Source organism: Ruegeria sp. SATB045 (assembly GCF_059613525.1).
Window position 1 is genome coordinate 301,841 of sequence record NZ_JBXWSR010000019.1, and the last position, 12,471, is coordinate 314,311.

The following is a 12,471-nucleotide window of genomic DNA, read 5'->3' on the forward strand; positions in this document are numbered from 1 at the left end:
AATTCCCGCCACGTTTGAGCGTTAATTTCTCAACGTTAACTTTTCCTTAGCAGTAGTGGATGACTGTTCAGTGAGGACGGCAATATGATTAACCGCGGTTTCAAAAGCGGCATTACTAAACGCTTTAAAAAACTACCAACGCCCGAGGCCTTCCAGCGCGAAGAAGACGGGTCGTTCACCATTTTCGTACTGCTTGGCGTGCTGGTGATTTTTGCGACCACAGGTATTGGGGTCGACGTCATGAATTTTGAACGCGACCGTGCGACGTTGCAATCTACCTTGGATCGCGCTGTTCTTGCCGCCGCCGACCTTGACCAAACGCTCCCGCCGCGACAGGTGGTCGAGTCATACTTGGACAAAGCCGGCCTCAGTGACAAACTGAAATCGGTCAACGTGCAGGAAGGATTTGGATCCCGGACCGTGTCTGCAACTGCAGAAACGATCGTGAACACCAACTTCATGCGCTTTTCGGGTCACAAGACCTTGACTGCACAAGCGGCAAGTACAGCGGAGGAATCGATTGGATCAGTCGAAATCTCGCTCGTACTCGACATGTCCGGATCGATGAACCGCGCGTCTGCGGAAGCGGGAAGAACGAAAATCGAGGTCTTGCGCTCTGCCGCCAAAGAGTTCGTGACCCTGATGCTGGACAAGCCCGGCGAAAGCCAAATTTCGATGTCCATCATTCCTTACGCAACCCAGGTCAGCGCGGGTGACGACATACTGAAGCATTTCAGCAATGTATCGTCCGAGCATGATTTTTCTCACTGTATCAACTTTACTTCGGCCCAGTTTGGTAGTTCGGCATTGGATCCCACGATTTCCTATGACCGAACCGCTCCGTTCGACCCCTTCCAATACACCAACAACGCAGAGCAATTCCCCCGCTTCCCTGTTTGTCCTGTCCGCGCAGGCAGTGACATTACCGCTGTGACCGACGATATCGATGTTCTGCACAACCGCATCGATGCGCTTACGGCCAACGGCAACACTTCGATCGACGTGGGCATGAAATGGGGTGTCGGCATGCTGGACCCCAAATTCCAGAACGTTGTCGGAGAACTGGCCAGAGAGAACATCGTTCCGGATAAGTTTAAAGAACGGCCTGAAGCCTATGACTCCGAGGTGCTAAAGGTCGCGATCGTCATGACCGACGGACAAAACACCACTCAATATATGCTGAAAGACCAGTACCGCTCAGGCTTGTCGGACATTTGGTTCAACCCGGAATACGTCCGCGACGATGGGTCCACAGGGGAATATAGCATTCGGTTCAGGCGCAACCCGGACCGCTACGTGTGGATGCAACAAAGCATCGAAAACGGCGCGCAGTTCGGCGGAGGATTCATTACTGCCGACTATCCTTACGGCAACCCTCCGAACGAGAACTCTTTTAACAATGAGACGGGAACAGCGACGCGCATGACTTTCCCTCAGCTGTTCAATCAGGCCTCGTTGTACTGGAACGCGACCAACAACTACTTCTGGCAGAGCAATCACGTGTTCAACTGGTTCCAGAACCCTCGAATAAGTGTCGGACCAACAACCAAGAATTCACGCACAACCAGCATTTGCGGCGCTGCAAAGAATAATGGCGTGATCATCTATGGAATTGCGTTCGAAGCACCCAATGCGGGCCTGACGACCATCAAGAACTGTGCAAGTTCGGACAGCCACGTCTACGAAGTGGACGAGTTCGATGACCCCGAAGGTATCTCGTTGCAAGACGCATTTGCGTCAATCGCATCGTCGATCAAGAAGCTGAGGCTGACCCAATGATCCAAAATCTTCGAACATATCTAGGAAAACTCAAGGCATCTGAGGACGGCAACGTCGTTGTGGAATTTGTCCTCATTTTCCCGGTTTTCATGTTCTTTATCCTCAGCGCAATGGAATACGCGGTGGTTACGGTCCAGCAATCAATGCTGGAACGCGCGGTGGACATAACAGTTCGCGAGATTCGACTGGGAACCGGAACAAACCCGGACCACGATACAATCAAGGACTCGATCTGTGAGAACACGCTGCTAGTCCGTAACTGCTCGCGAAATTTGCGACTGGAAATGATCCAGCAGAGCGCGTTCGCCGGTGTCAATCTGCCCGAAACCGTAGACTGCACCGACAACACTGAAGAAGTACGCCCTGTTCGTACCTTCCAAAACGGTTTGTCGAATGAGCTTATGATTCTGCGCGCGTGCGCCAGGGTTGATCCTCTGTTTCCGACTTCGGCCATGGGGCGGGCGCTGGTAGATGACACCGGACAGATCGCACTAACGGCGACCACAGCCTTCGTTCAGGAGCCTTCGTAAGACTATGACTATTATCCATAGACTCAGAAATCTCTTTCGCTCGGTCAAACGGGATGAAAGCGGTATACTAACTGTCGAAGCAATCCTGATTTTCCCAATGCTGGTTTGGACAATCACGGGCGCCTTTGCCTTCTTCGATGGTTTCCGGCAAAGCGCGGCTAACCTAAAGGCTGCTTACACGGTCGGCGACCTCATCTCGCGTGAAACCGGGACTGTGACCGACACCTACGTCGACTCCATGCATGAGCTTTTGGATCGAATGGTCAACAGCCGAAACGATATTCAACTGCGTATTTCGCTGATTGTCTACGATGCCGAAGATGATCGGCACTACGTGAGATGGTCAGCCATCCGCGGCTATTGTGAGGCCTGGACTAACGACAACATCGGTAACATGCGGGATAACCTGCCCCCGATGCCCGATCAGGACACGCTGATCATTGTCGAGACCTCCAATAGGTATCAGCCTATTTTCGGGTCGAACTGGGTGGTCGGATCGTGGGTTTCCGAAGATCACACTTTCCGCAATTTCGTGTTTACTCGCCCACGATTTACGAATGAGATTGCTCAGAACCTTGGTCCTCAGTCCTGTTCGCAAGCTTAACCGACAGCATTTCCGACATAAACTTGGTCTCAGCGGCGGCTGTCATGCCGCCGATGCCCACCCGATAACCGAGGCGCCACCATAGCCCCGGGGCCCAGGCATTTGCATCCTTGGTCCGCGTGCGGATCAAGAAACCGTTTGACGGTTTGAACGCAAACACTCCGCGATCTACGGCTTCGATATCCTGAACCCGGGCGATCACACGCCCTGCCCCGGTTCGAACCACTGTATCGGTCAATTCGATGCTGTCGCTCGTGGCATACCACATTCGATGCGCCAGCCAGAATGCTGCAGCGCCAACGACCAGCAAAAACACAAACCACGCAGGCTCGGGCGGCGTTGCCATGGCCACATACAGAACCATCGCTCCTACAACCGTCAACATTCCGACACCCAGCCACCGCCGTGGTGTCGAAGCCTTGATCCGAGCCAGTACTTCTTCCTGCATCTTCTCTCCCCGTTCGATGTGGTCAGGGTTTAGCGCCTTTCCCCGCTGAAAGACAGAGGGGCGCGACCTGCAATTTTTTGCACATAGTCGGTGCCTTTCCGCAAATTGACGCATGTCATCCAACGGCTAAGTATGGCCCAAGCAAGCAGGAGGCCCTCATGTCCCTTAGACCCACTTTGGAAACCAGGAATGCTGTCCCGACAATGGAAGGCGCAGGGGTCAAGCTGCATCGTGCATTCGGATTTCAGGATCCGTCCGAGCTGGACCCGTTCCTGCTGTTTGACGATTTCCGAAACGAACGCCCGCAAGACTATATGGCGGGGTTCCCTTGGCACCCTCATCGAGGCATCGAGACGATAACTTATGTGCTGTCCGGCACGGTCGAACATGCAGATTCGCTAGGCAATACTGGCACGTTGGGTGCCGGAGACGTTCAATGGATGACGGCCGGGTCCGGCATCTTGCATCAAGAGATGCCAAAAGGAAACGCGACCGGTCAAATGCACGGGTTCCAGCTTTGGGGTAACCTGCCGTCCAGTCAAAAGATGACAGCACCGCGATATCAGGATGTTCAAGGCAGGGACATTCCGGAAATAACCGATGACGACGGCACAACTGTCCGAGTCATCGTCGGCGAGTTCTGGGGCAAGACCGGCCCAGTCGACGGCATCGCTGCAGATCCGCAATATCTGGATATCTCGATCCCGGCCGGCGTGAAAAAGACATTCCGCATTGACACGTATCGCCGTGCCTTTGCCTATGTTTTTCAAGGCCAGGCCGCCTTCGCAGACGCCTCGCAACCGACGGGGGTACTGCTAGAGAAAGAGGTTGCAGGGCAAGAGGTCAACATTCGTGACATGTCGGGGGATCGAACTCTGGTTCGGTTCGGAACGGGCGATGAGGTCACGGTTCAGGCCGGTCCCGGTGGCGTCAGGTTCCTGTTGATCTCGGGCGCGCCGATTGATGAACCCGTCGCGTGGCACGGCCCTATTGTGATGAACACCCGCGCTGAACTGGAACAGGCGTTTCGAGAATTGCGGAACGGCACATTTATCCGCCCAACGCATTGATCAAGCTGTCACCGATCTCTGAACCATGTCCCAGTAGATTTGCTCGACGGCGTCCAGCGACAAACGCCCCCCCGCGCGATACCAAGTCATCACGCCATTCAACATGGCGATAACCGCAAGTGTGGCAATTTTGGTATCGGCAACAGTAAACAGCCCTTGCTGTTGTCCGGCTTTCAAAATGGCCTCTAACGAGTCTTCATATTTGCGCCGCACCGCTTCAATTTCCGTGAAGTTTTCGGGGCTTAGGTTGCGCAGTTCCATATAGGCGATAAAGACTTCGTCCGGGCGCTCCATGTGAAATCGAATGTGAAAGCCCACGAACTGCCGCAAGGCTTCGACTGGCGAGTCCGCAGGTGTCAATTTGGCGTATGTAGAAAGCAGCTCCTGCATGTGATCGTTCATCAGGCGATACAGCAAGCTCTGCTTGTCCGGCGTGTAGTTGTAAAGCGCGCCAGCCTGCACCCCGACCTCGGCAGCGATCTGGCGCATGGAAACCGCCGCGTAGCCGTGGCGCGCGAACAACGATAGGGCCGCCTTGCGAATACGGGGGCCAGTGATATCGGAATGAGAACCTTGTGTCCGTGCCATATTGCAAATGTATCTGAACGTCCGTTCAGATAGAACCCCGCTTGAATGCACTATTCAAAAGGTGCATCACAGGCAGAACCGCCATCGAAAGGGTTCGGCATGAAACCCCTGCCATTGCTGATTGTTTTGAGTCTTTGCGCCAGCTGCGTCGACTTTCCTGAACTTGAAGGCAGCGAGCCTGAAAGCCTGAAAACCACACGGTATCCAAAACTGATCCCTCTGAAAGAGAATCTTGGCCCCCCGATCGACCCAGTGAGCGAGGCCGCTGAGGTCGAAGAAGACCTGTCTGCCCGACGAGAAGCGCTGCAGAAAAAGGCAGACAAGCTACAAAGCGAAGAAATTAACTGACCGCCTGCATTTCCCGGTTCAGGCCGGCCTGCAACGCATTGCGCCCATGCGCCGAACCCGGTAAGGCACCCGGGAATGGGCAAGGCCCAAAAGGCGATAAATTCGAGCGAAAGGAACCCACGGGATGACACAGGCGCTGCGGCTTGGAATTGCGGGCTTGGGAACGGTCGGCGTGGGTGTCGTCAAGATCGTCCGGCAACATGCGGATTTGCTGCAAGCGCGCACTGGTCGCCCAATCGAAATCATCGCCGTGTCAGCGCGCGACGCGTCCAAGGATCGCGGCGTGAACCTGTCGGGCTATGCTTGGGAAACCGACCCTGTAGCCTTGGCACAACGGGACGATATCGACGTCTATGTCGAGCTTATGGGCGGTGAAAACGGTCCCGCCAAAGCCTCGGTCGAGGTGGCGCTGGCCAGTGGCAAAGATGTCGTAACCGCAAACAAGGCCCTGCTGGCGATCCACGGGCAAGAGCTGGCTGAAACGGCCGAGGCCGCAGGCCGCGTGATCCGGTTCGAGGCCGCCGTTGCAGGCGGTATCCCGGTGATCAAATCCCTGACCGAAGGTCTTGCGGGCAATGAAATCACCCGCGTCATGGGCGTGATGAACGGCACCTGCAACTATATTCTGACCCGGATGCAATCGCAGGAGCTGGGCTATAACGCCCTATTCGAAGAATGCGCTGAGTTGGGGTATCTCGAAGCTGATCCCAATCTGGATGTGGGCGGCATCGATGCAGCGCATAAACTGGCGCTGCTATCGTCAATTGCCTTCGGCACCAAACCCAATTTCGACGGAATCGAGATTGAGGGCATTCAGCAAATCAGCCTCGATGACATCCACCAGGCCAACGACATGGGCTATCGCATCAAACTGCTGGGCGTCGCACAGAAAACCGCGCGTGGGCTGGTGCAGCGGATGCAGCCCTGCCTTGTGCCCAGCGGCTCGGCGCTGGGGCAACTGGAAGGCGGCACCAACATGGTGGTGATCGAGGGCGACGCAGTTGATCAAGTCGTTCTGCGCGGCCCCGGCGCGGGCGAAGGCCCCACGGCCAGTGCCGTGATGGGCGATGTCTGCGATCTGGCGCGCGGGTTGCAAATCCCGACCTTTGGCCGGCCCGCGAGCTCGTTGCAGGATGCGGCACCGGCGATCACCGGCCTGCCTGCCCCTTATTACCTGCGTCTTGCGCTGTTCGATAAACCCGGCGCGCTGGCGAAAGTGGCTGCCATTCTGGGCGATGCCGGTGTGTCGATCGACCGAATGCGCCAATATGGCCACTCGGACAGCACAGCCCCGGTCCTGATCGTCACGCATAAAACAACACGGGCCACTTTAGACGTGGCATTGGACGGGTTCCGCGACACCGATGTGGTCTCGGGCGAACCGGTCGCGCTGCGCATAGAAGAGGTTTGACCCTTGCGGCCTGCCTAGGCCGCAGGCTATGCCCAAGAAAACGCCTATACTGACCTGAGGATAGTGAAAATGAGTGCTGCCAAGATTGATTTCAACGACCGACTGCTGTCGCTGGGCCTGGCGCGGGTTGCGGAACAGGCTGCTCTGGCCTCTGCCTCGCTGGTTGGACGCGGTGACGAGAAGGCGGCCGATCAGGCGGCGGTCAATGCTATGCGCGAACAGTTGAACCTGTTGGATATCGCAGGCGTCGTGGTCATCGGTGAAGGCGAGCGGGACGAAGCGCCGATGCTTTATATCGGCGAAGAGGTCGGTACCGGTAATGGCCCCGGCGTGGACATTGCGCTGGACCCGCTGGAAGGCACCACCCTGACCGCCAAGGACATGCCCAACGCCCTGACCGTGATCGCCATGGGTCCGCGCGGCTCGATGCTGCATGCGCCCGACGTTTACATGGACAAGCTGGCCGTTGGTCCGGGCTATCCCGAAGGCGTCGTCAATCTGGACATGAGCCCGCGCGAACGGGTCGAGGCTCTGGCCAAGGCCAAGGGCTGCGCGCCTGCCGACATTACAGTTTGCATTCTGGAACGCCCCCGGCACGAGGCGATGATCGCCGAAGTACGCGAGACCGGCGCCTCGATCCGCCTGATTACCGATGGGGATGTGGCCGGTGTGATGCATTGCGCCGAAAGTGAAGAGACCGGCATCGACATGTATATGGGCCAAGGCGGCGCACCTGAAGGTGTGCTGGCGGCGGCCGCGTTGAAATGTATGGGTGGTCAGATCTTTGGCCGCCTGCTGTTCCGCAACGATGACGAACGCGGCCGCGCGGCCAAGGCGGGCATCACCGATCTGGACCGTATCTACGAACGCGATGAGATGGTGACAGCCGACGTGATCTTCGCCGCAACCGGCGTGACCGGTGGGTCGCTGTTGCCGCGCATCAAGCGCGAGCCGGGTTGGCTGGAAACCACCACCCTGCTGATGCGGTCTAAGACCGGATCGGTTCGGCGCATGTCCTACCGCACCCCGCTGTGGTCTCACGACAACTAGCGGCTTGCGCCGCGGCCTCCGGCGGTCGTATTTTGAACGAGAAGAAGGGCCGGGTCCGAAAGGTATCCGGCCTTGGCATATCAGGGGCGGGTCATGAGCTTTCTTGGGGTTGAACAGTCTTTGTCCGGGCGGCGGTGGGTCGGCCCCTCGGCGGATGTGGAACGAGCGACCGAGATGCTGGTGCAACAGGCAGGCCTGCCGCGCGCGGTCTGTCAGGTACTGGCGCGCCGTGGCGTTCCCGCGATGGAGGCCCCCGGTTTCCTGGACCCCAAGCTTAAGGAGCTGCTGCCCGATCCGCGAGACATGAAGGATATGGAGGTTGCAGCAACCCGGTTTCTGACGGCGGTGCGCGCCAAACAGAGAATTGCTGTTTTTGCGGACTATGATGTGGACGGCGGAAGCTCAGCTGCGTTGCTGTTGGTCTGGTTGCGTCAGATGGGGTTGCAGGCGACGCTGTACGTGCCCGACCGAATTGATGAGGGCTATGGCCCCAATGTGCCCGCAATGCAGGAGTTGGCGGCGCAGCACGATCTGATTATCTGTGTCGATTGCGGCACGCTGAGCCATGAACCGATCGCGGCAGCCAAGGATGCGGATGTGATCGTTTTGGATCACCATTTGGGGGGTGAGACCCTGCCCGAATGCGTGGCCGTGGTGAACCCGAACCGGCAGGATGAAAGCGGCGATCTGGGCTATCTGTGTGCGGCTGGCGTGGTGTTCTTGATGCTGGTCGAGGCCGGGCGGCAACTGCGTGAGGCCGGGGTTAAGGGACCGGACTTGATCTCGCTGCTGGATTTGGTGGCGCTGGCGACCGTGGCAGATGTCGCTCCTCTGATCGGGGCGAACCGCGCACTGGTGCGTCAGGGGTTGAAGGTGATGGCCCAGCGGCAGCGGCCCGGTCTGGTGGCCCTGTCGGACGTGGCGCGGATGGATTCGGCGCCGAACAGTTATCATCTAGGGTTCCTGCTGGGCCCCCGCGTGAATGCCGGGGGGCGGATCGGTCAGGCCGATCTAGGTGCGCGATTGCTCAGCACCGATTCCATGCACGAGGCCGAGGCCCTGTCGCAACGGCTGGATGAGTTGAACACCGAGCGCCGCGATATCGAAAACGCCGTGCGCGCGGCCGCGATCGAACAGGCCGAGGAGCGCGGGCTGGACGCGCCTTTGGTCTGGGCCGCCGGTGAGGGCTGGCATCCCGGCGTCGTGGGCATCGTTGCCTCGCGCCTGAAGGAGGCTGCGAACCGCCCCGCCATCGTCATCGGTTTTGATGGAGATGAGGGTAAAGGCTCGGGCCGGTCTGTGAGCGGTGTTGATCTGGGGGCCTCGATTCAACGGCTGGCGGCTGAGGGGCTGCTGATCAAAGGTGGCGGGCACAAGATGGCCGCCGGGCTGACAGTGATGCGCGATCAGCTGGAACCGGCCATGACCCGGCTTTCGGAACTGCTGGCCAAACAAGGCGCGGGCGAAGGCGGCCCGGCGGATCTGAAACTCGACGGCACATTGATGCCGGGTGCGGCCACAGTGGACCTGATCGAACAGATCGAAAAAGCAGGACCGTTCGGGGCCAGCGCCCCTGCCCCACGCTATGCCCTGCCCGATCTACAGGTGCGTTTTGCCAAACGCGTGGGCGAATCTCATTTGAAACTGTCCTTGTCCGATGGCGTGGGCGGCGGTCTGGACGCCATAGCCTTCGGTGCGTTCGATGGACCAATGGGCGAAAAGCTGTCCAATCACGGCGGCGCGCGGTTCCATTTCGCCGGTCGGCTCGAGGTCAATACATGGGGCGGACGGCAATCCGTGCAGCTTCGGCTGGAAGATGCCGCCGATGCAAATTGAGCCCGTCCCCGGCCCCAGCAAAAAACTTGTCCCTCCCTGCATTTTTCGGCTTGCGGGGGTGGTAGGTAAACCGTAAAAGGCCCTCCACAAGCCAGCGTGGCCCGTTCGTCTATCGGTTAGGACGCCAGGTTTTCAACCTGGAAAGAGGGGTTCGATTCCCCTACGGGCTACCACTTGTGCTTGTTTTGCCTAAATGGCCCGTTCGTCTATCGGTTAGGACGCCAGGTTTTCAACCTGGAAAGAGGGGTTCGATTCCCCTACGGGCTACCATTTCCTTACACTCCGAATTTCTCGCGGCACAGGTCTTCGATCTGCCCCCACGTGGATTTGAATTCTGGCGTGTTTTCCGCTGCATAGTGGAAGTTTTTCATCAACCCTGTCAGCTGCGTGAAAACCTGCCGCACCTCGGCCTTATCTTTGAATTCTGCGGTGGACTGGGTCACGCCATAGACAAGCTTGAAGGTCATCTTCTGTCGCTCCAGCGGGACGGTCGCGTCCACCTGATCGAATGCGTCCTGCTGCAGATAGACCATATCCACGAACAGCCCCTTTTGCTGGGTGACGAAGTCTTCGATCGTGACGCCCTCTTCGCCCGTCACCTGCATCATCTGGTCGACCTGTTCGCCCTTTTCGATAAGCGCCAGCAGATCGCGGACCTTGCCGGTCCAACCGGCTTCGGCGTTCTTGTCATACCAGTCCGATAGCTGATCCAGATAGCGCGACCAGCTGAGCATAGGGTCCACCGCCGGGTAGAATCGCTTGTAGGCACGCTCGGATGACAGGCCGAGGAAACACTTGACCGTGGACAAGGTCGACTGCGTGACTGGCTCGTCAAAATTGCCGCCGGCGGGGGACACAGTGCCAATCAGCGTCAGGCTGCCCAACGCGCCGTCATTGGTCTTCATCGCACCCGCGCGCTCGTACAGCCCCTTGATCGAGCTTTCCAGGTAGGCGGGGAAGCCCTCCTCACCCGGAATTTCCTCAAGCTTGCCCGAGGTCTCGCGCATGGCCTGCGCCCAGCGGCTGGTGCTATCGGCAATCAGCAGCACGTCATAGCCCATCTGGCGATAATATTCGCCCAACGTGATGCCGGTGAAGATCGATGCCTCGCGCGCAGCAACCGGCATGGACGAAGTGTTGCAGATGATGATCGTCCGGTCCATCAGGCTGCCGCCCGAGGTCGGGTCGGTCATCTTGGGGAATTCCGCGATGGTTTCCACCACCTCGCCCGCGCGCTCGCCGCAGGCCACGACGATCACGATATCGACCTTTGAGTTCCGCGCGATCAGGTTCTGCAAGACCGTCTTACCTGCACCGAACGGGCCGGGAATACAGGCCGTCCCTCCGCGCGCGATGGGAAAGAACGTGTCGATCAGGCGTTGCGAGGTCAGAACCGGTTCGGTCGGGTACAGACGTTCCGACAAGGCGCGTTTCAGGATGCCTTCCGGTAGCGCCCGCCGGACAGGCCATTTCTGCGACAGGGTCAGCGTGTGTTCGCCGCCCTGCTCATCCTCAAGCCGGGCCACGATGTCGTGGATCGTGGCCGCGCCTTTCTGGACCCAGACGACCTTATAGTCGCCCACCCAGTTGAACGGCAGCATGATCTTATGCTCGAACCGCCCCTCGGGCACAGTGCCGATACTGTCGCCCGCCGTCACCGTGTCGCCCACCTTGACCGAGGGCGTAAACGACCATTTCGCCAGCGTATCCAGCGGGGCCACATCTGCGCCGCGTGGCAGGAAAGTGCCAAAATCCGCCGCCAGTTTCGGCAGCGGCGATTGCAGCCCGTCAAACACCTGACCCAGCAGACCCGGCCCCAGTTCAACCGACAACAACTGGCCCGATTGTTCCACCGGGTCACCGACAGCCACGCCATCGGTGCTTTCATAGACCTGCACATCCGCCGTGTCGCTCCGCACGCGCAGCACTTCGGCTTTCAAACGCTCCTGACGGCCACCGGGGCCGGGGCGCGTGGGCAGGATGAAGACCACCTCGTTCTTGACCAATTGCCCCGGCGCGCCCGAGGCATCTGCGTTGGCCTGAATTTGCACCAGCCCCTCTTGCACCGAGACGACGCGGGCAGTGGCGGTTTGGGTGACGGGGGTTGGGGCGGTCATGCGTAGGCTCCCTCAAAGTCGATATCGGCGACGTCGGCCATTGCCTGTTGTGCCAGTTTTTCAAATCGCGTTGCCGCATCCTGCGCATTGCTTTGCGCCCAGCGGTCGAAAATATTCCAGATCAGAACGTAAATCGCTACGGCCTCGAAATCGAACAGATGGCGGGCGGCGTGGCGTTTCAGCTGCTTATGGCTAACCGAAAGCAGAAGCCTCTCCAGACCCAGCGGGTCCTCGGCCTCCAGCAGTTGCTGCGCTTCCTTGAGCCACGGCATCGAGCTCTCAAGCTTAAAGGTCGGATCACTCCAGTTTGCCGGGATGTGGCGGGCCCAGCGGCCCATGCCGAAGGTTCCGGCGGGCGAGCTGCCACCCTGTTTGCGAAGGCGCAATGCGGCTACGGCGGTGCGCAAATCCATCCGCTCCAGAAACAGCTTCTGCAGCGTCGGCTGCGGGATATCGCCCAGCGCGGCCTTGCACCGCTCGATGGCCTGCACGTCTGTCACGTCCATATCGTAATCGCCCCAGTTCAGGGCGTGCTCCAACACCCGCAGCACCTGCGCATCCTCAGGCGTCAACGCGCGCAGCCGCCGGTTTAGCCGTAAGCGCGAGATTGGGGGCTGTTTGGCGATAAACAACCGCTCTGAGCCGGGAAGGCTGCTGATTAGCGCGATATAGGCGTCGGGGTCCGACATG

At 58.8% G+C, this 12,471-nt stretch carries 12 protein-coding genes and 2 tRNA genes; 10 read left to right on the plus strand and 4 right to left on the minus strand.

Features of this window, described 5'->3' with window-relative positions; all coding sequences use genetic code 11:
* Window positions 1–84: 84 nt before the first annotated feature.
* Genes AC2FNR_RS06950 through AC2FNR_RS06960 form a run of 3 tightly spaced genes read left to right on the plus strand, consistent with a single transcriptional unit; the run spans window position 85 to window position 2,913 of the window.
* Window positions 85–1,779 (plus strand): pilus assembly protein TadG-related protein, encoded by a 1,695-nt coding sequence (locus tag AC2FNR_RS06950; protein WP_496848503.1) that lies wholly within the window; start codon window positions 85–87, stop codon window positions 1,777–1,779.
* Window positions 1,776–2,309 (plus strand): TadE/TadG family type IV pilus assembly protein, encoded by a 534-nt coding sequence (locus AC2FNR_RS06955; RefSeq protein ID WP_170352732.1) that lies wholly within the window; start codon window positions 1,776–1,778, stop codon window positions 2,307–2,309. Before AC2FNR_RS06950 ends, AC2FNR_RS06955 begins: the two co-directional genes overlap by 4 nt.
* Window positions 2,310–2,313: 4 nt before the next feature.
* Window positions 2,314–2,913 carry a TadE/TadG family type IV pilus assembly protein gene (locus tag AC2FNR_RS06960; RefSeq protein ID WP_170352731.1) on the plus strand — a complete coding sequence of 200 codons (600 nt, stop codon included), beginning with the start codon at window positions 2,314–2,316 and terminating at the stop codon, window positions 2,911–2,913.
* Here AC2FNR_RS06960 and AC2FNR_RS06965 read toward each other — a convergent pair.
* Window positions 2,861–3,361, minus strand: a complete 501-nt coding sequence (locus tag AC2FNR_RS06965) for a hypothetical protein (RefSeq protein ID WP_496848504.1) — start codon at window positions 3,359–3,361, stop codon at window positions 2,861–2,863. The two genes, AC2FNR_RS06960 and AC2FNR_RS06965, sit on opposite strands and share 53 nt — an antisense overlap.
* Before the next feature lie 158 nt (window positions 3,362–3,519).
* Between AC2FNR_RS06965 and AC2FNR_RS06970 the strand changes: the two genes are divergently transcribed.
* The gene (locus AC2FNR_RS06970) at window positions 3,520–4,431 is read left to right on the plus strand and encodes a pirin family protein (RefSeq protein WP_170750534.1); all 912 of its coding nucleotides are present in this window, start codon (window positions 3,520–3,522) and stop codon (window positions 4,429–4,431) included.
* Here AC2FNR_RS06970 and AC2FNR_RS06975 read toward each other — a convergent pair whose 3' ends face one another.
* The gene (locus AC2FNR_RS06975) at window positions 4,432–5,019 is read right to left on the minus strand and encodes a TetR/AcrR family transcriptional regulator (RefSeq protein ID WP_496848505.1); all 588 of its coding nucleotides are present in this window, start codon (window positions 5,017–5,019) and stop codon (window positions 4,432–4,434) included.
* Between the two features lie 99 nt (window positions 5,020–5,118).
* Here AC2FNR_RS06975 and AC2FNR_RS06980 point away from each other — a divergent pair, with 99 nt between their 5' ends.
* The 6 genes from AC2FNR_RS06980 to AC2FNR_RS07005 all read left to right on the plus strand — a co-directional run bounded on the left by AC2FNR_RS06980 (window position 5,119) and on the right by AC2FNR_RS07005 (window position 9,934).
* On the plus strand, window positions 5,119–5,367 hold the full coding sequence (locus AC2FNR_RS06980) for a hypothetical protein (protein WP_496848506.1): 249 nt from the start codon (window positions 5,119–5,121) through the stop codon (window positions 5,365–5,367).
* Window positions 5,368–5,491: 124 nt separating this feature from the next.
* Window positions 5,492–6,778, plus strand: a complete 1,287-nt coding sequence (locus tag AC2FNR_RS06985; protein ID WP_496848507.1) for a homoserine dehydrogenase — start codon at window positions 5,492–5,494, stop codon at window positions 6,776–6,778.
* A gap of 69 nt (window positions 6,779–6,847) precedes the next feature.
* A complete protein-coding gene (gene glpX / locus AC2FNR_RS06990; protein ID WP_170352726.1) occupies window positions 6,848–7,828 on the plus strand; it encodes a class II fructose-bisphosphatase in 981 nt (326 codons plus the stop codon).
* Between the two features lie 93 nt (window positions 7,829–7,921).
* Window positions 7,922–9,664: a single-stranded-DNA-specific exonuclease RecJ gene (gene recJ, locus AC2FNR_RS06995; RefSeq protein WP_496848508.1), complete on the plus strand. Its 1,743-nt coding sequence runs from the start codon at window positions 7,922–7,924 to the stop codon at window positions 9,662–9,664.
* Window positions 9,665–9,762: 98 nt separating this feature from the next.
* A tRNA-Glu gene (locus AC2FNR_RS07000) sits at window positions 9,763–9,837 on the plus strand.
* Window positions 9,838–9,859: 22 nt separating this feature from the next.
* Window positions 9,860–9,934: transfer RNA gene (locus AC2FNR_RS07005), tRNA-Glu, on the plus strand.
* A gap of 5 nt (window positions 9,935–9,939) precedes the next feature.
* Here the strand turns inward: AC2FNR_RS07005 and AC2FNR_RS07010 are convergent.
* On the minus strand, window positions 9,940–11,781 hold the full coding sequence (locus tag AC2FNR_RS07010) for a V-type ATP synthase subunit A (RefSeq protein ID WP_496848509.1): 1,842 nt from the start codon (window positions 11,779–11,781) through the stop codon (window positions 9,940–9,942).
* A complete protein-coding gene (locus AC2FNR_RS07015; RefSeq protein WP_480867220.1) occupies window positions 11,778–12,470 on the minus strand; it encodes a hypothetical protein in 693 nt (230 codons plus the stop codon). Before AC2FNR_RS07015 ends, AC2FNR_RS07010 begins: the two co-directional genes overlap by 4 nt.
* Between the last annotated feature and the right edge of the window lies 1 nt (window position 12,471).